Origin of the sequence: Parasaccharibacter sp. TMW 2.1884, from assembly GCF_023337695.1 — a bacterium.
Lineage (GTDB): Bacteria > Pseudomonadota > Alphaproteobacteria > Acetobacterales > Acetobacteraceae > Bombella > Bombella apis.
Genome location: NZ_QORR01000003.1, coordinates 16,876 through 35,035 on the forward strand (window position 1 = coordinate 16,876; position 18,160 = coordinate 35,035).

The following is an 18,160-nucleotide window of genomic DNA, read 5'->3' on the forward strand; positions in this document are numbered from 1 at the left end:
CGATGTTGGGGATTGTTAGGGCTGTTGGAAGTAGGGATACGATATCCGGGTCGATGTTGCGGCCACTATTCTGTTTCGCCCATTGGATGATGTAGTCGCGGGTCTGTGTATAAATCTGGTTGATCTGGCTCTGTTTTTCCGGGGGGATGGGAGAGCATGCAGGGCCATACCAATCTATGGTGCCATCGGCAGGGTTGCCAAAAGGTTGTGCCAGGGAAAGATGCTGGGCTTTGGGAAACTGTTGAGCATATGCCTGCAGAACATCCTGGATATCTTCCCAGAGCTCCGTGACGGGCTGGCCTTGCACCCGCAAGGTTTCAAATTGGCCATTTCGTGTAGTTTTAATGCGTGAAAAAGGCATATGGAGGGGCTTCTCGGTGTAGGGACGTTGATAATCTTCCAAGACAGATCATGTCATAATATTGTTGTGTTGTTAACTTTGCAATGGATGGCATGAGTTTCCCCTGTGGAGAAAGTGGTCATGACGAGATTGACATGTTCTGTTTTTTTACAAAAAAGTGAAGTTATTTTATATTTTCTTTATGAGACCTTCTATGCTCTTGGAGCTGTCAAGTCCTTAGAGAGGAAGAGACGTACCTGTCTGGCACTGCATTTTTGACATGTCCTGATGGAACTACCATTTGTGCCCATCACAAGGCAGCTGGAGCTGTCAGGAGGGGGGCTGCAGGATATGTCAGAGGGGGAAGCAAGGTCACGGAAGGCCTTGTATTCATGCGTCTTCCCAGTCAGTTTCAGCCCAACATGATCAAAACCGCCCGGAATAATGCTGGTGTTTGTCTGGCGACCCAAAAGTTCATTTGAACTTCTCCAATCGCCTGTTACGCTCGACATGGTCGATAGTTGTATGTCCAGGGGAGAGAAATCAGATGAAAGAATGGCTTGATTGGCCCGCCAAGAGTGCTCATCCTCCTGAAACTATTGAACATCCGGCAATTTATCATATGCTCGATGTAGCGGCTGTCGCTGAGCAGCTGCTTGCGGAATCGCCTTGGCCATCTGCATTGAAACAGGCTTTTATTGCACTGGCAGGCCTGCATGATTTAGGAAAATTCAGTGAAACATTTCGAGGAATGTTACGTGAGGGGGCATATCAACCATTCACGCACTGGGAACTGACTGAAATTCTTCTGCTGACTGAAGATGACTGGTTGGCGGAGTGGCTGGGCGGTACCGAAGACGTTCGGGAAGTTTTATATGCGGCTGTGGCCGGGCATCATGGCCGCCCTCCTCAGACAAACTTGCAGAGACGGGAGCTGAGGAAGTGCCTGCGGGCTGTCGGAGATGGCCATGAAGCAGCACAACGTTTGTTGGAGATTTTCAGGCAGCTCTGGCCAGAGGCTTCTCTTGATTCCCTGGATGAAGAAGCGGCGACAAGTTTTTCCTGGTGGCTGCCTGGGTTCTGTACGGCAGCCGATTGGATAGGGTCCAATACGACATGGTTCTCTCCAAAGGAATTGGAGCTGGAACCGGAGGCGTACCTGAAAGAGGCACGTGCAATTGCCCAAAAAGCCGTGAAAGAAGCTGGCTTGAGTGGAACAACAGCCCGTGAAGGGGAGTTGTTTGATTTTGCACTGAGGCCACTGCAAGAGGCATGCGTTTCTCTGGCCTTGCCAGAAGGCCCCGCACTGGTTGTGCTGGAAGCCGAAACCGGGGTTGGTAAAACGGAAGCCGCTCTTATTCTGGTGCAGCGTATGATTCTGGCAGGGAAGGGGCGGGGATTGTTTTTTGCTCTGCCTACTATGGCCACAGCTGATGCCATGTTTGGGCGGGCCAGGCGGGTCATGGAGACGATGTTTACAAACCCGTCCTTGACCCTCGCTCACGGTCGGGCCGGTCTGTCCGTGCCGTTTCGTGACCTTGTCAATGAAGGAAGCAGGACGGGTAAATCTGATGATCAGTCCGGCGTGACAAGTGCTGAGTGGCTGGCTTCAGATAATAGACGGGCCCTGTTGGCTGATGTTGGGATCGGCACGATTGATCAGGCTTTGCTGTCCGTTCTGCCGGTACGGTTTCAGACATTGCGGCATTATGGCCTTGCTTCCAAGATACTGGTGGTTGATGAGGTTCATGAAATGGGTGAGCCCTATATTGCGGAAGAGTTGGTGGCTCTGTTGCAGATGCACAGGGCCATGGGGGGCTCAGCTATATTGCTGACAGCGACTCTGCCACTCAAATTACGGGCCCGCCTTCTGGAGACGTACGGCGGCATTTCTGAATCTCACGCCTATCCGGCCATAACTGTCGCCGGAGGTGAGACCGTAACACAGTTTGATGATGATGCCCGGCCCCAGAAAGGGCCTGTCATGGTGGAGCGGCTTTCCACGATGGATGAGGCGGTGCGATATATTGCCCAATCTGCAGCAGGTGGAGCTGCCTGTGTATGGGTTCGCAACGCCGTGGATGATGCCATTGCTGCGGTTGATGCGTTGCGGGCTGAGGGGGTGCAGGCCCATCTGCTACATGCCCGTTTTGCCTTGTGTGATCGCAAAAAGCTGGAACAGGAAGTGCTGGATCGTGTGGGGCGGAATGGGGCTGGCCGTAAGGGATTTGTTCTGGTTGCGACACAAATTGTTGAAGCCTCGTTGGATTTGGACTTTGATGTCATGGTGTCCGATCTGGCCCCGATTGGCTCCCTGATACAGCGTGTTGGCCGTCTATGGCGGCATATGGATGTGCGGCCTGCCACACAGCGTCCCGTCCCGGCACCTGTTTTGAAGGTCCTGTCACCAGACCCTGCCGAAGTGCAGGATGACCGCTGGTTGCAGAAAGTTTTGGAGAGAGGGGCTTGGGTTTACTCATTGCCGGATATGTGGCGGACGGCTTCGGTTCTGTTCAAGGCTGGCCAGATCAGGACCCCAGATGGTTTGCGCTCCCTGATAGAAGCTGTACATGGCGATGAGGTGGAAAACCTGCCCTCCGTACTGGATGGGGCGGAGGCAGAAGGGTGCGGAAAGGCCATGGCTGCGCGGCATCGTGCTCTTCAGAATCTTGCCACTATTGAAGATGGCTACCGGAAGGGCGGCTGCGGTGCGGATGATACGACCTATCCTACCCGGCTTGGGGATGAAACCCGGATTCTTGCTTTGGCCCGCCAGACGGACCATGGCCTTGTCCCATGGGCACAGGCCGAAGGAGTTCCTTCGGATGAGTTGGGCAGGAGTGAGCTGGCAGCTCTATGGGCATTGTCGGAAGTTTCTGTGAGGAGCAAGCGGCTTGTGGGGCTGGACCTTCCAGATCAGGACAGGGCCGATATTCAGGAAGCTCAAAGATATTGGCCACAATGGAAGAAGAAAGCCGTCACGATCTGCCCGGTTCATGAAATAGATGGAGCTATCTGTCAGGGTGTTTGTTATAGGAGTGATATAGGACTTCTTATATACCATTCTTCCTGATCTGGTAATTCCATTGATTTTTCCAGCCCATTATTCCTCATCTGTTTTGATTTGTGACTTGTTAATGGGCTGGAAATGACACAGAGTGATGTCGGAGTGCTGTATTTTTCTGCTGGTGCATGAAGACGCAGCAGATGGTTGATCTTGTAACACCTAGAGGTTTCTGGTGTCTCTAAATCTGATAACAGACCCGTGGATCCCTGTACGATGCGACGATGGTAGCAGGCGGATTATTGCACCATGGCAGATGGCAGAAGAGGGTATGCTCTTCCCGGACTGGGTCCGTCCTGACCTGAATGTTGCCTGTCTGGAGCTGCTGGTTGGGCTTGTCTATCTGGCAGATCCACCAGCGAACAAGAAGGATTGGCGGGCCCGCAGGCGGGCTGATCCAGAGCGTTTGAAAACGAAATTGGCTGCTTATGAGCCGGCCTTTCATCTTCTGGGTGATGGTCCCCGCTTTCTTCAGGACATGGAGAAGCTTTCAGGCTCCCCTAATCCGGTTGACATGCTGTTCATCGATAGTGCGGGTGGGCAGACCATGCGCAATAACATTGACGTCATGGTACATCGCAGCCGTTATTCATGTCTTTCTCTGCCGGAAGCGGCGATGGCGCTTTACACATTGCAGGACTTCGCCCCATCTGGTGGGGCTGGAAACCGCACCTCCATGCGTGGTGGTGGGCCACTCATGACACTTCTCGATCCCGGCGAAGAATTATGGGACCTCGTCTGGCTCAATGTTCCGTTCGGTCAGCCATCCGACATGAAAGACCTGCCGTGGATGAGGCCGACACGGACATCGGAGCCTGGGCGGGCATCCGTCTATCCGTCTGATGAAAAAAGACACTTTGACGTGGAAGCGTTTTTTGGCATGCCCCGCCGTCTGCGCCTTGTAGGGGATGACGAGGGTATAACAGGTGTCATACAGAGGCCCTATGGCACGAACTATGCCGGGTGGCGGCATCCTTTAAGCCCTTATTACCGGCTCAAGGTCACAGAGGACTGGCTTCCACGCCATCCACGGGCTGGACGGTTTGGCTATCGTAACTGGCTGGGTATCATTGCTGAAGGTGAGCCCAAGAAAGCGCATGAAGAGCGTTTGGCCAGTTTGGCACTGATCGTGAGAGAGTGGTGTGGACGAGAGAGAGGGGATGAGGCGTCCGTAATTGTAGCGGGCTGGGCCATGAACAACATGAGTCCGAGAGATTTTGTCTATTCCCGCCAGCCGCTTTCTCGCCTGTCCGAGGATGCTGAAGAGGTTTTGCGAGGTTTTATTGAAGCTGCCGAGATGGTGGCGGCAATGTTGAACTGGGCATTGTCATCCGTTCTGGATACTGGTGAAGCACGGGAAGCGCAACGTGAAGAGTTTTACCTGAAAACTGAACCCGCTTTTTATCATTGCTTCCATCAGATAGCCGTCGGCGAGAGACCCTCTGAAGAGTGGCTGAATGCGTTGCGAAAGCAGGCTCTGGGTCAGTTTGAAGCTGTTGCTCTGCCGGGGCTTTCCGAGCGTGACATGCAGAGCATGAAGAAAATTGCCGAAGCCCGGAAGCTTCTGAACATAGAGTTGTGGGGATACGGCAAGAAGGCAGGTCCAGCCCTGTTTACAGCATTGGGTCTCCCCGTCCCGCAGAAGAAGAGGAAGGCCGCATGAGTGAAAAAACAGACATTGGCGTGAAGGTCTTTGAGTGGTGGCAGAAAAATCTTGCTCCACGCACGCAGTCTGCGTCGAGGGGTGCAGAAGAAAGCGGGAAGAGCGAAACGGAAAAGATGCCGGGCCAAACAGCGGCACGCACGCTCAGTGCGAAGTTGCGTCGTGGGGGTTTCCCTGATCTTCTGTTTGAACCGGAAGTGCATCATCTGGTGCGTACGCTGAATGTGCGGGAGCATGAGCTGAAACGTTTTTGTCGGCTGGTTGAGATACTGGGCAGTGTGCGGACCAATAGCCACAGCACATTGGCAGAGCGGTTGAGAGGGGCAGATAAGGAGCCATTATTGTCGCCTCTAAGGTTCAAGCAGTTAATGACAGCGGAAGATGAAGAGCTGGCTGCGTTATTGCGGCGTGCTGTGCAGATGGCAGAGTATCGCTGCAACGTTGCAGCCCTCGCACGGGATGTCATGTTCTGGAATGATCGGACCAAGACCCGCTGGTGTCTCGATTATTTTGGTGCTGCGAATTCGGGAGACAAGACAGAATAGCACATGTGTTGCTGGTCTCGTTTTTATCCATTTATCAAGTAGGTTTTTGTGTCATGACAAATTTTGTCCAGTTCCATGTTCTGACAACTTATGGTCTCTCCAATCCCAATCGTGACGATATGGGCCGCCCCAAACAGGCCGTGATTGGTGGGGAGGTGCGTATGCGCCATTCCTCACAGTCGGTCAAACGGGCCTTGCGGGAAAGCACGTTCTTCAGCAACGACCTTGCAGACCATATGGGGACAAGGACTAAACGCCTGCATGGTGGGCTGGTGCAGCATCTTTTGAGTAAGGGCGTTGCCGAGAAAAAGGCTCAGGAGAGTGCAAGTACTGTTGCTGGCATTTTCGGCAAACTGGAAGCGGCTGACAAGGAAACGGGCGAACAGATCGCCACGACGCTCGCTTTTATTTCACCAGATGAATGGAAACTGGCAAAAGAGCTGGCCGAAAAAGTCGCTGCCGGGGAGAAACTGCCCAAAGACAAAGACCTGAAGAAAAAGGTCCTGCGTCAGGCTGATGGGGCGGTGGATATTGCCATGTTCGGGCGTATGCTGGCCTCCGATGCCGACTTCAACCGGGATGCCGCCGTGCAGGTGGCTCATGCGTTCACGACCCATCGTTCAGTAGCGCAGGAAGACTGGTTCTCCGCTGTGGATGATCTGAACAAGGATGATGAGCGTGGTGCTGGCCATATCGGTGAAAGTGCCTTCGGTACGGGGGTGTTCTACCAGTATGTCTGCGTCAATCTGGACCTGCTGGTTGAGAATCTGGCCGGTGACAGGGAACTTGCAGCCAAGGCCATGGAAGCATTGGCTCGGGCGCTGTCTCAGGCCACGCCTCGTGGCAAGCAGAACAGTTATGCCCATCGGCCACGGGCACATTACATGCTGGCAGAACAGGGTGAGCAGGCACCCCGTGATCTCTCAGGTGCGTTCTTCCATGCTGTAAAAGGTGAGAATCTGCTGGAAAGCTCCATTAAAAAGCTGGAAGAGACCCGGAAGGCCATTGATGATGCCTACGGGCCGTGCTGGGCTGCCGAAGCTAAATTGTGTGTGGGCAAAACCGGAACACTGGATGAACTGGTCGCCTTTGCAGGTAAAGCCGTGCGGGGTGAGTGATGGCTTCCCCTTATCTGGTGTTTTCGCTCTCGGCCTCCCTGGGGTCGATGGGCGAGCTGGCCGGGCATGAGCGGCGGGGGTCGCTGCTCTGGCCGGGCCATTCCGCACTGATCGGATTGATGGGAGCTGCGTTAGGCATACGGCGTGATGGCGATTTCTCTGGGCTGGACAGTCTGAAGATTGACGTGGCGGTGTTTGACAGCGGCACGGCTCTGCGTGACTTCCATACCATTCAGTCCGTCCCTGCGGCGGCGGTGAAGAAGCCAAATTCCCGCCCGGAGGCAATTCGGAAAGCGGGAGGACGGCTGACAACCAGCATCACTCTGCGCGATTATCGGGCGGGCGTGTTCTATGGCGTGGCCGTGCAGGGTGAAGGGCTGGAGGAGATAGCGGCAGCGTTACGCAAACCGCATTTTACGCTCTATCTGGGGCGTAAATCCTGCCCGCTTTCATCCCCTCTGAATCCTCAGGTCGTACAGGCCGATACGGTCGAGGAGGCCTTGGGGCAGGTGAAAGTGCCTTTCTGGCTTTCCAGACATGTTGATCTTTCTGAAAAGGTCATGGTTGTCGGCGAGCAGGGCAGCCAGCGGGATTACGTGCATGATGTCCCACTGGACCGGCAACGCTGGCACTTTGCTGCACGGGATGTCGGAATACGGCATGTTGAACTGCTAGGGAAGACGATGAAATGAGCTGGTATCTAAGTAGAATCCGCCTTTCCCGCAGCCCTGCCGTCCGTGTTCTGGAAGCCGCCCTGAGAGAGCCGGATACAGGGCTGAGGCGGTCATCGCAGCATCATATGCTCTGGTCTGCCTTTGCGACTGATCCCAACCAGAAGCGGGATTTTCTCTGGCGTGCAGAAAGTGACGGGAGCTTTCTTACCCTCTCTCCACGCCTTCCACGGGATGATAACGAGCTGTTCGAGCCTCCTCAGTGCAAGCTTTTTGCCCCTGAACTGAAGACAGGGGACAGGCTCGAGTTTCAGCTTCAGGTCAATGCGACACGGATGAAGCGTGATACGGGCAAGCGTGTGGATGTCGTTCTGGATGCGATTCACGCTATTCCGAAGGAGGAACGGGCAGAGAAACGCATGGACCTTGCCCAAGAAGCAGGTCGTGCCTGGCTGACACGACAGGGTGAGAAAGCGGGTTTTGTGCCGCATCATGTGTCTGTCGATGATTATCATACCGAGACGCTTCCACGTTTTGGAAACGAACGGAAGAGGAGCAATCGGCCTGATTTCGGTATTCTGGACCTCTCAGGCCAGCTGGAGGTGACAGACCCGGAAGCGTTTCTGGCCCAGCTGGTCCGGGGCTTTGGCCGGGCCAAGGCCTTTGGTTGCGGCCTCATGCTGATCCGGCGGGCTTCATGAGCGGGGCGGGGAAAGGCGGGTTACCCGGTCTGGCCCCGCCAAAACCCATCCCCCTGAAAGATCGGGCTTCCCTGATTTTTGTCGAACGGGCGCAGCTGGATGTGCTGGATGGTGCCTTCGTAGCGGTGAATGCTGATGGTACGAGAACCCAGATTCCCGTTGGCGGTCTGGCGGGCATCATGCTGGAGCCGGGTGCCCGTATCTCTCATGCAGCCGTGTCGCTGGCCGCCCGTGTAGGCACGTTGATCACATGGGTAGGGGAAGCTGGCGTGCGGTTATATTCTTCCGGTCAGCCTGGTGGAGCACGGGCGGACCGTCTGTTATGGCAGGCCAGTCTGGCTTTGAATGATGAGGCCCGGTTGCGTGTCGTGCGAGAGATGTACAAGCGGCGTTTCAAGGAGGAGCCACCTGCCCGGCGGTCGGTGGATCAGCTGCGTGGTATTGAGGGAGCCCGTGTAAGGGAAAGCTACGCCCTGCTGGCTGCTCAATATGGTGTCAGCTGGAAACGCCGCTCTTACGACCGGAAGGACTGGGACGGCTCGGACATTCCCAACCGTTGCCTCTCAGCGGCCACGGCCTGCCTGCATGGTTTGTCCGAGGCTGCTGTGCTGGCAGCAGGTTATGCCCCGGCAGTGGGGTTCTTGCATAGCGGGAAGCCTCTTTCTTTCGTGTATGATGTGGCAGACATCTTCAAGATGGAAACCGTTGTGCCAGAAGCTTTCCGTATTGCAGGCAAGGCGGAAAAGGGGCGGCTGGATATGTCCCCAGACCGGGCCGTGCGCCTGGCCTGCCGGGACAGGTTCCGCAAGGAAAAGCTGCTGGAGAGAATCATTCCGACCATTGAGCAGGTTCTTTCGGCTGGCGGTCTGCCTCGCCCCGAGCCCCCACCGGAGGCCGTGCCCGTCGCTTTTGAAGATGAAACCTTTGGCGATCCGGGGCACCGTTGATGCTGGTTGTGGTGGTCACCAATGCGCCACCCTGCCTGCGTGGCCGTCTGGCAGCATGGCTGGTGGAAATACGGGCTGGGGTCTATGTGGGCAGCTACTCCAGACGGACAAGGGAGATGATCTGGGAGCAGGTACTGCTTGGCCTTGGGCCTGAGGGTGATGCTGTCATGGTTTGGCATGTTCCCAACGATCAGGGATATGAGTTCCGTACGGCTGGTCACAATCGCCGGATGCCGGTTGATTTCGATGGATTGAAACTGGTTGCTTTTCGACCGGAATAAAGCGAAGGAGTGAGGTATTAAATTCTGGTTTAAGTTGGTACGGTCTTTGACAATAAAAAAAGTCATGTCTTACAGTACGTTGCAGGAAGTCTGTTCCCCGCCCATGCGGGGATGAACCGAACGTCAACCTGTTCTTTGCGGGGAACAGCTTCTGTTCCCCGCCCATGCGGGGATGAACTGTGGGTGAACGGCGTGAAGGCGGCTGGATTGGGCTGTTCCCCGCCCATGCGGGGATGAACCGACAGCGGGCAGGCCCTTGACGTTCTGGCTGCCCTGTTCCCCGCCCATGCGGGGATGAACCGCCGCCGCACCGGCACGTCATGCCGCCCAACCGCTGTTCCCCGCCCATGCGGGGATGAACCGGCCCAGAACGAGGCGCAATCTGCGTAAGCTCACTGTTCCCCGCCCATGCGGGGATGAACCGCTCTCTCAGAGTTCATCCGTACCTTTCGGGCGCTGTTCCCCGCCCATGCGGGGATGAACCGTCGCTGTTATTCCTATTACCGGAATTCTTCTCCTGTTCCCCGCCCATGCGGGGATGAACCGGCGGACAGAGAGTAATGGATCAGGGTGTTGTTCTGTTCCCCGCCCATGCGGGGATGAACCGACGGAGCGGCGTGGGTTGGCCGAGGCGATTGCCTGTTCCCCGCCCATGCGGGGATGAACCGCGGGCACGGGAGCCCACCAGCTGAACAGGAACCTGTTCCCCGCTCATGCGGGGATGAACCGTCATTCCCCGTCAGTGGAACAAGTCTGCGATGCTGTTCCCCGCTCATGCGGGGATGAACCGGCCGCCCGTGAGTTCCGCACATACTCGTACAACTGTTTCCCGCTCATGCGGGGATGAGCTGTCTTCATGAAAGACTCCCTGGGAACAGCTGGGGATCAGGGGAAAGTCCTTAAAAAAACTTGAGGAACAGCGCAAAGAGGCCAACATCCTCATATTGAGGATGCCGGGGTATAAATCAAGCGAAGTCACCCTATCCGGCTACGAGTTCGACCGCACATCTCAATCAGGGTGCGACCTATTGATCGTTAAATTATCATTCCAAGAAGTGAGGATTGCTGGCAAGAAACGCATTGTTACAAAAAGCGGGACGCCAATGGAGCCTGATGATATGGGACATAAAATACCCCAGAGAATAGGGTGATTACTTGCCGCCGAGAGAGAAATCAATCGTGCGAGCACCAGTGCCATTATGATCCAGAGACACAGGGAAATTGTCAGAAGACCAGCAGGCAGATGTCATGTATCTTTTTGCTTCGTTTAAAAAACTGTCATCGGTTCCTTTGCGATATGAAAAATTGCATGAATCAGCGTGCCAATAATTATCCTTATCTTTCTGGAAATGGCATGTAGCCCTTACGCTACCTTCATTCCCCAATTCTTGCGCCTCCTCCGGGTATTCCACATAATCGAATTGACATTTATGGGTAACGACTTGGGTATTAGCTATTATCTCTTTGTGGCGTTCATCTTCTTCTTGCCTTGCCTTATCAATATCCCTCTGAGTGATCTTCCATTGACGGCGTTCATTTTCTCCCTCGATGGCTGAAAATGGTGGGACCGTGAGAGCATCATGCTTCAACGCTTCTGGCTCGCAGATATGGTCGACCACCATGCCTTCCCCATCGCCGGGGAAGAGACTCATTCCTCCCTCTACGGCGTGGAAAACAGGACGTGCAGACATGGCGCACCGTGATGATGGCTGATACTTCATCGCCCATGCCGCCCATCGTGCCGTTTCTGGATCAGCGCCGAACTGTTGAAAGATAAATCGTGTGTGCGATTCTTCGTAGGCGGTCCATTCAGCGTCTGTCATTGGCGGTGCGGCATGGGCAGAACATGACACGGCACAAGCCGCCATGGCGGCATACAGCACACGTCTTTTCAGCATCTCTCCAGCCTCATCAGGTCATCGTCATGTCTCAGTATGCCATCCCTCTCACCAGTTCTGCTAGTCAGACTTTCGGGGTCACTCTCTCCGGCCAGTCATATACCGCACTTCTTGAATGGCGGAGCGGGTATGGGTTGTTTCTGTCTCCAGCAGCAGGCGGCATACTATCTATCCTTCGCCCATGCGGGGTCTCACCATTATTGAATGCCTTGATGAAGGCTGTGGCTTTACCTATTATCGGTGGTGCAGCGTATGGTGATCAGGCGATATTCTGCCGGCCTGGGCCGCCCGTTAGGGTAGTTGCGTTATTGTGGGGTTTGCGGCAGGCCCCACTCATACGCTGTCTTGGTTTTTTGTGTTCGGGAAGCTTCGCCCGGTGATGCGGTGGCGGGGCCTGCAATGAACCCCGCAAAGCGCCACGTGGCGGGTTGCCACAGCTACGGCCTGCAGATTGTCACCGTGTCGCACCGCATCGGCAGCAGTTGATGTTAATGGGAACGTGACGTCAAGAGCTGTTATCCTGTACGGCAAGACAGATTTCCTGTAGTTTTTCTGCTTTGTTTCACCATCGATATGAGAGATCACCAAACAGGGCACGGCCAGGAGCGTAGGAGCAGTTGGTCATGCTGGTACATACGGAAACATATTTCGAGTTGGCAATGTTTGTGCCATTCAGCTGGAGGTGCCATCTCCGGTAATCAAGATGGGCCTCAATATCGCCAACCAGCTGGGAGGGTACGATGATGGTGGCTGGCAGGGCACCGGCCGTTGTGCCCGTGTAGCGGACGCCCCCACCAATTCCGGCACTGAAGGTGCGTGTGATGATGAAGTTGCGCCGCATGAAGAAGGAAGCCATGCGGGAGGGGACCGTCACGGGGCGTTGGCCCACCTGGTTTTGTGTGGCGGCACTGCCTTTGGTGATGCGTGGGTCCTGCACCGTGAAGGAGGCGAGGAGGTCGATCCTGTAGGGGAGACGCCCGACAAATTCTGCTTCAAAACCACGGGTCCGCTGGGCACCGAGCTGTATCTTGTCGCTGGAATGGAGAGGGTCCTGCACCAGGTCATTCCGTTCTTTCAGGGTGAAGACATCCAGTGTGAGCAGGAAACGGTCGCCAAAGATGGAGTCTTTGCGGGGCCTGTATTTTATTCCGGCCTCCAGCAGCCGTCCCCGTGTCGGGGAGAAGGCGGTGCCATCATAGGTCGTGCCAAGCTGCGGACTGAAGGACGTGGCGTAGGAGACATAGGGAGCTACACCCCAGACCGATTGATAGAGCAGGGCCGCCCGGCCGGTGAAGGCGTTGTCCTTCTGGGGTGTGTGCTTGCCCGTATTGTTGTTGACCTGCACGCTCTGGGTGAAGTCGCCACGACCGGAGAGGGTGAGGAAAAAGCGGTGCCAGTCAGCCTGCTCCTGCCCGTAAAGGCCCGTCTGTGTCCCAGTCGTGTTGTAATTTCGTTTGGACGCATAGGCGGGCATGGCGATGGCCCGATAGACTGGCTGATAGAGGGACAGGTTGGGCGCTTTCCCTTCGCCACGCCGTTCCGCCATGAAGTCGCTGCGGAAATCGACACCGGTAAGCAGAATGCTGTGGAGGGAACCGAAATGGTCTTTCCATTCCGATCGTGTATCAAGCGTTGTGGTGTTGTAATTGCCGGACTGCAAAAGGGCCGTGCGGGATATCGTGTCCGTGTTGACCAGCTTTGGCTGGGCAACCGTGCGGTACAGTACGTCCATGTGGGCAAAACGCATGTTCTGCGAGAGCGTCCAGCCCGGCAGCAGTTCCTGTCTCAGCGCATAGCCGACTGAAAGCTGACGTTTGGAATAGACATCGAAATTCCGGTCGCCGGACAGGAAGTTGCGGGGCAGATAGCCATGCCGGGTGGGCACGACCGTGCCGACATAGGGCAGGAACTGCGAGCTGGACCCCGCATCCAGCTGCTCATAGCTGCTCAGGAAGGTGAAGTCCGTACGGGAGGAAGGCTGCCAGCGCAGGGAGGGAGCCACATAGATTTCATTGTTCTTGATGTGGAGGGCAAAGGTGCCCGATTTGCGGATCAGCCCGTTGAACCGCCACAGCCAGTGGCCCTGCCTGTCAAGGCTACCCCCAATGTCCACGGCTCCCTGCCGTCGGGCATAGCTGCCTCCCTGTACGGAGATGATGTTGGTCTGGTGCTGTGTGGGACGCTTGCTGACGGCATTGATGATGCCGCCAAGCTGGCCGGACCCGTACAGTGCGGAGCTGCTGCCACGGATGATGTCCATTTCCTCCAGCCCCCAGGGTTCTATGGAGAAGGACTGCGACGTGGCGGCGTTGGGCGTGCGTGTGCCATCAAGATAGATGTCGGGTGTGAAGCCACGGATGGTGCCAAAATAGCCCCGTGGGTCATCTTTCCCGCCATAGTCGGAGACACCCGCACTGTAGCGGATGGCCTCCGTCAGGGTGCGGCTGTTGAGCATGTCCATTCTGGCCCGGGAAATGACCGTCAGGTTCTGTGGTGTGGTTTCCAGCGGCGTGGCCGTTTTCAGGGCCGCCTGTCCCGTACCGGCAAGGAGGGCACGGGCCCTGCCACGGACAAGGATTGATTCGACAGGTGGTTTGGGGGGCGTGGACGCTTTGTGTGTCGTGTTTTTCCGTGTTTCTGGCGGGAGCGGTGCTTCGGCTGCCATGACGCATGATGGAAGGATGAAACCTCCCAGAATGAGAAGCCCCCGGAATGATCTGGATGAAACGGGACGGAGCAAAACGGCCTCTTTAACATGAGAATGATTATCATCATCAAATATAAAAAGTAGTTTAATTTCGCAAGCGCTTTCACATTCCTGTGATGAGATGATAGGGCTGTAAGATAAAGCGGGACAGGCAGCCATCCATTATGGGCAGAATGGCGGTTGTTCCCCCTGTGAGCTTGGGAATTTATTAAAACTAAAAAACATAGTGATTTACAAAAACAACAAAATAAAAAGTTGATTTTTATCCCAGATTTGACATGCTCCCCGCATGACGACGAAGCCCTTTTCCTATCTGCCCATCGTTCTGCGGACGGACCAGCGTGACGCCCTCCTTGTGGGGGGCGGGCAGGTGGCCGTGCAGAAGATGCGTCTGCTGAAGGGGCGATGCCGGATGATCCACATCTGGGCAGAAACACTGCATCCCGAGCTGGCAGCTCTGGTGGAGCAGGGGCAGGCCGTGTTCCGTCAGGGCAGGGTGGCAGAAGACGCCCTTCAGGCCGTTCTGCCAGACATGGCACTGGTCTTTGCCGCCACGGATGATGAGGCCGTCAATGAGATGGTGGCCCGTCAGGCCCATGCGCTGCGGGTACCTGTCTGTGTGGTGGATGCCCCGGCTCTTTCAAGCTTCATAACTCCGGCTCTGGTAGACCGGTCCCCCGTGCAGGTGGCCATCACGACTGGCGGGGCCTCTCCGGTTCTGGCCCGTCGTGTCCGGCAGATGGTCGAGGCCATGCTCCCGGCCAGAATGGGTGAGGCCGCCCGTTTCATGCAGAAGCAGCGGGGCTGGCTGAAGGACCGCCTGCCGGGGATGAAGCAGCGGCAGCGTGTCTGGGAATCTTTCGTGGATGGTCCGGCCTATGAGGCTGCCCTGGCCGGGGAGGAAGACCGGGCACGGGAGCAGCTGGAGCAGCTCGTGGCGGAGGCCGAAGGCGAGGCGGACTGCCCGCAGGGTGAGGTCTGGCTCGTGGGGGCTGGACCGGGAAACCCGGACTGGCTTACCCTTGCGGCCCTGCGCCTGATGCAGAATGCGGACAGTGTCCTGTACGACAATCTCGTGGCGCCGGACGTGCTGGACCGTGTGCGGCGTGATGCCGAGCGTGTCTATGTCGGCAAGAAGCGGAGCCATCACACCCTGCCGCAGAGCGACATAGAGGCCGAGATGCTGCGCCGGGCCAGGCGGGGTGAACGTGTCCTGCGGCTGAAGGGGGGTGACCCTTTCGTGTTCGGCCGTGGGGGGGAAGAGATGGAAACCCTGCTGGCTGCCGGCGTGCCGGTACGGGTCGTGCCCGGCATCACGGCGGCCAATGGCTGTGCCGCCGCCGCCGGGATTCCGTTGACCCATCGGGACTGCGCCCAGAGCTGCGTGGTGGTGACAGGCCATGCCCGGGCTGATGGAACGCTGAACCTGCACTGGCCCAGCCTTGCCCGCAGAGGGCAGACGGTCGTCATTTACATGGGGCTGAGCTCGATGGCGGAGCTGTGCCGGAAGATGCAGGATCATGGCCTGCCGGAAAGCTGGCCGGTGGCGGTCGTCCATCGGGGGTCCTGTGCAGACCAGCGTTGCGTGACGGGCACGCTGGGCACGATTGCTGAAGATGTCCGTCGTCAGGGGCTTCAGAGTCCCGTACTGATCATTGTGGGAGAAGTGGTGCATCACCGTGGCGAGGTGGTGCAGGCTGTGCCCGGTTACAGCACATCGAAGGAGAGTGCCTGATGAAACGTCTTTCCCGCCCGGGAGAAGGGGAAATCCTGCTGCTGACGGCCAGCCGTCTGCTGGATGGCCGTATTGTCTGGCTTGGCGAGGGGGATCACTGGCATGAATCCATCGCCGAGGCTGTCCGCTTCACCTATGAGGAGGCCGGTCCGGCTCTGGAGCGTGCCCTGGCCGAGGCGGAACAGAAAGAGGTCGTGGCCGTGTATGAGGTCGTGGCCAGGGATACCCGGCCTCCCGAGCCTGTCACGACACGGGAAGCCATCCGGGCCCACGGGCCGAGCGTTCACCCGGATTTTTCTTACGATCATGCCCCGGTGCGGGAAAAGGAGAAGGTAGGATGACACAGCCTGCGTCACGGTCTGTCGGGCATTACCAGTATGAGGAGCGGGACCGGACCTTCCTTCAGGAGCGCATCAACGAGTTCGAAGGGCAGGTCCGTCGTCGTCTCTCCGGTGAGCTGAGCGAGGAAGAGTTCAAGCCCCTGCGGTTGATGAACGGGGTCTATCTCCAGCTTCATGCCTACATGCTGCGGGTGGCCATTCCCTATGGCGTGCTGGACAGCCGCCAGCTGCACAGGCTGGCCGACATTGCGGCCAAGTATGACCGGAATTACGGTCATTTCACCACCCGGCAGAACATCCAGTTCAACTGGATTGCGCTGAAGGACGTCCCGACCATCCTGCGGGAGCTGGCCGAGGTGGACATGCACGCCATCCAGACCAGCGGCAACTGCATCCGTAATGTCACGTCGGACGAGTTTGCCGGGGCCGCGAAGGATGAACTGATGGACCCCCGCATCCATGCCGAGATCGTGCGGCAGTGGTCCACCCTGCATCCCGAATTCACCTTTCTGCCCCGCAAGTTCAAGATCGCCATTTCCGGCAGCCCGGAAGACCGGGTGGCGGCCCGCTTCCATGACATCGGTCTGCTGGCCCGTCCTGGTGAGAATGGTCCGCTGTTCCGTCTTTTCGTGGGCGGTGGACTGGGGCGGACGCCGGTCGTCGGGCAGGAACTTTTCGATTCCGTGAAGGAAGAAGACCTGATTGCCACGCTGGAGGCCGTTCTGCGTGTCTATAATGCGTTCGGACGGCGGGACAATCTCTACAAGGCCCGTATCAAGATTCTGGTGCAGACCATCGGTCTGGAGGCGTTCCGCAAGGCCGTGGAGGAAGAGCTGGCCCGCATGGACCGTGCCGCCTACCGGCTGACACCGGAGCATGTGGCGCAGATCCGTGCCCGTTTCGCCCTGCCGGACCTCAAGGCCCCGGCAGATGCGGCCGACGTGCTGGAGCAGCACAAGAAGGCTGATCCCGTCTTTGCCCGCTGGGTGGCCAGCAATACCCATCCTCATCAGGATGAGGGACATATCTGTGCCGTCATCTCCCTGAAGACACCGGGGGCCATTCCCGGTGATGTGACGGCCGAGCAGATGCACGGTCTGGCTGATCTGTCCGAGCGTCATTCATTTGGTGAGGTGCGGGTCACGCATCTTCAGAATCTGGTGTTCGGGCATGTCCGCAAGGACCAGCTGCATGAACTGTGGCAGGGCCTGAAGGCACTGGGCCTTGCCGCACCGAATGTCGGTCTCATCAGCGACATCGTGAGCTGCCCGGGGCTGGATTACTGCAATCTGGCCAATGCCCGCTCCCTGCCACTGGCGCAGAAGCTGGGGGCCCGTTTCGGCGATGCCGACCTGCAGGCCGAGATCGGGGCCTTGAGCATCCACATGTCGGGCTGCATCAATGCCTGCGGGCATCATCATGTGGGTAATATCGGTCTTCTGGGGGTCGACAAGCGGGGGGCCGAGACCTACCAGATTCTTCTCGGCGGGGATGCCGGGGAGAATGCGGCCATTGGCGGGATTCTGGGCCCGTCCTTTGCAGAGGATGAAGCCGTGGATGCCGTGGCCCGCATCGTGGAGTTCTATCTCGGGCAGCGTCAGAAGGGGGAGACCTTCGCTGCGATGCTCAAGCGGTGTGGCCTGAAGGCTTTCAAGGAGGTGGCTTATGAAACTGTTTGATCTCAGCGGGCGTAAAACGCTGGAGGCGGCCTCTCCCGTTCCTTTTGCGGAGTGGAAGGAAACCCGGCAGGGCACGGCCATCTCTCTGGCACCGGATGTCGAGGTGGAGGAGCTGCGCTCCCATCTTGGCAGCCTGACACTGATCGTGCTGGAGTTCCCCGTCTTCCGGGACGGGCGGGCATTCACGCAGGCCCGGTCCCTGAGGGAATATGAGGGGTATGAAGGGGAAATCCGGGCGTCCGGCCATCTTCTGCCGGATCAGGCCATTCATTTCAGACGTTGCGGGTTTGACAGCGTGGTTCTGCTGGATGGGGCCAACGTGAAGGACTGGGAAGACCAGCTGGGACGCTATCAGTTCTACTATCAGAATACCGCCGTCAGCCCCGCCTGAGGGGGCGGCTTCTGGAAGAGCCTACAGAAACGGGCCGGAAGGGACTGTCCTTTCCGGCCCGTTCTTGCAGGTGGGGTGT

General features: G+C 57.2%; 14 protein-coding genes, 1 pseudogene and 1 CRISPR repeat array. Of the genes and pseudogenes, 13 read left to right on the forward strand and 2 right to left on the reverse strand.

Annotated features, from left to right (window positions below):
- Positions 1 to 887 precede the first annotated feature (887 nt).
- The 9 genes and pseudogenes from DTI93_RS05585 to cas2e form a co-directional block, all read left to right on the forward strand.
- Positions 888 to 1,451, forward strand: a pseudogene (locus DTI93_RS05585) (CRISPR-associated endonuclease Cas3''); the annotation flags it as partial.
- Positions 1,452 to 1,547: 96 nt separating this feature from the next.
- On the forward strand, positions 1,548 to 3,413 hold the full coding sequence (gene cas3, locus DTI93_RS05590) for a CRISPR-associated helicase Cas3' (protein WP_249080039.1): 1,866 nt from the start codon (positions 1,548 to 1,550) through the stop codon (positions 3,411 to 3,413).
- Between the two features lie 166 nt (positions 3,414 to 3,579).
- Entirely contained in the window at positions 3,580 to 5,067 is a 1,488-nt protein-coding gene (gene casA, locus DTI93_RS05595; RefSeq protein WP_249079917.1) for a type I-E CRISPR-associated protein Cse1/CasA, read from the forward strand.
- The gene (casB, locus tag DTI93_RS05600; protein ID WP_248630787.1) at positions 5,064 to 5,612 is read left to right on the forward strand and encodes a type I-E CRISPR-associated protein Cse2/CasB; all 549 of its coding nucleotides are present in this window, start codon (positions 5,064 to 5,066) and stop codon (positions 5,610 to 5,612) included. Before casA ends, casB begins: the two co-directional genes overlap by 4 nt.
- Positions 5,613 to 5,665: 53 nt before the next feature.
- Positions 5,666 to 6,730, forward strand: coding sequence for a type I-E CRISPR-associated protein Cas7/Cse4/CasC (gene cas7e, locus DTI93_RS05605; protein WP_249079920.1), 1,065 nt, complete (start codon positions 5,666 to 5,668; stop codon positions 6,728 to 6,730).
- The gene (gene cas5e / locus DTI93_RS05610) at positions 6,730 to 7,422 is read left to right on the forward strand and encodes a type I-E CRISPR-associated protein Cas5/CasD (RefSeq protein WP_086431673.1); all 693 of its coding nucleotides are present in this window, start codon (positions 6,730 to 6,732) and stop codon (positions 7,420 to 7,422) included. The genes cas7e and cas5e overlap by 1 nt, the downstream gene beginning before the upstream one ends.
- Complete coding sequence (gene cas6e, locus DTI93_RS05615) at positions 7,419 to 8,102, forward strand: type I-E CRISPR-associated protein Cas6/Cse3/CasE (RefSeq protein WP_249079922.1); 684 nt, start codon at positions 7,419 to 7,421, stop codon at positions 8,100 to 8,102. The genes cas5e and cas6e overlap by 4 nt, the downstream gene beginning before the upstream one ends.
- Positions 8,099 to 9,049 carry a type I-E CRISPR-associated endonuclease Cas1e gene (gene cas1e, locus DTI93_RS05620; RefSeq protein WP_043561865.1) on the forward strand — a complete coding sequence of 317 codons (951 nt, stop codon included), beginning with the start codon at positions 8,099 to 8,101 and terminating at the stop codon, positions 9,047 to 9,049. The genes cas6e and cas1e overlap by 4 nt, the downstream gene beginning before the upstream one ends.
- Entirely contained in the window at positions 9,049 to 9,330 is a 282-nt protein-coding gene (cas2e, locus tag DTI93_RS05625; protein ID WP_249079925.1) for a type I-E CRISPR-associated endoribonuclease Cas2e, read from the forward strand. Before cas1e ends, cas2e begins: the two co-directional genes overlap by 1 nt.
- Positions 9,331 to 9,420: 90 nt before the next feature.
- A CRISPR array of direct repeats spans positions 9,421 to 10,181; the repeat unit is 29 nt; unit sequence CTGTTCCCCGCCCATGCGGGGATGAACCG.
- Between the two features lie 300 nt (positions 10,182 to 10,481).
- Here the strand turns inward: cas2e and DTI93_RS05630 are convergent.
- Complete coding sequence (locus DTI93_RS05630; protein WP_249079927.1) at positions 10,482 to 11,228, reverse strand: hypothetical protein; 747 nt, start codon at positions 11,226 to 11,228, stop codon at positions 10,482 to 10,484.
- A gap of 562 nt (positions 11,229 to 11,790) precedes the next feature.
- A complete protein-coding gene (locus DTI93_RS05635; RefSeq protein ID WP_249079928.1) occupies positions 11,791 to 13,893 on the reverse strand; it encodes a TonB-dependent siderophore receptor in 2,103 nt (700 codons plus the stop codon).
- A 331-nt stretch (positions 13,894 to 14,224) separates the two neighbouring features.
- On the opposite strand from DTI93_RS05635, the gene cysG reads away from it, so the two are divergent.
- From cysG to DTI93_RS05655, 4 genes are read left to right on the forward strand one after another with little or no spacing between them, the layout of a single operon-like run.
- Positions 14,225 to 15,670, forward strand: coding sequence for a siroheme synthase CysG (gene cysG / locus DTI93_RS05640; protein WP_249079931.1), 1,446 nt, complete (start codon positions 14,225 to 14,227; stop codon positions 15,668 to 15,670).
- A complete protein-coding gene (locus tag DTI93_RS05645) occupies positions 15,670 to 16,011 on the forward strand; it encodes a DUF2849 domain-containing protein (protein WP_052349231.1) in 342 nt (113 codons plus the stop codon). Before cysG ends, DTI93_RS05645 begins: the two co-directional genes overlap by 1 nt.
- Entirely contained in the window at positions 16,008 to 17,690 is a 1,683-nt protein-coding gene (locus DTI93_RS05650) for a nitrite/sulfite reductase (protein WP_249079932.1), read from the forward strand. Before DTI93_RS05645 ends, DTI93_RS05650 begins: the two co-directional genes overlap by 4 nt.
- The gene (locus tag DTI93_RS05655) at positions 17,677 to 18,081 is read left to right on the forward strand and encodes a DUF934 domain-containing protein (protein WP_249079934.1); all 405 of its coding nucleotides are present in this window, start codon (positions 17,677 to 17,679) and stop codon (positions 18,079 to 18,081) included. The genes DTI93_RS05650 and DTI93_RS05655 overlap by 14 nt, the downstream gene beginning before the upstream one ends.
- The last annotated feature ends 79 nt before the right edge of the window (positions 18,082 to 18,160 follow it).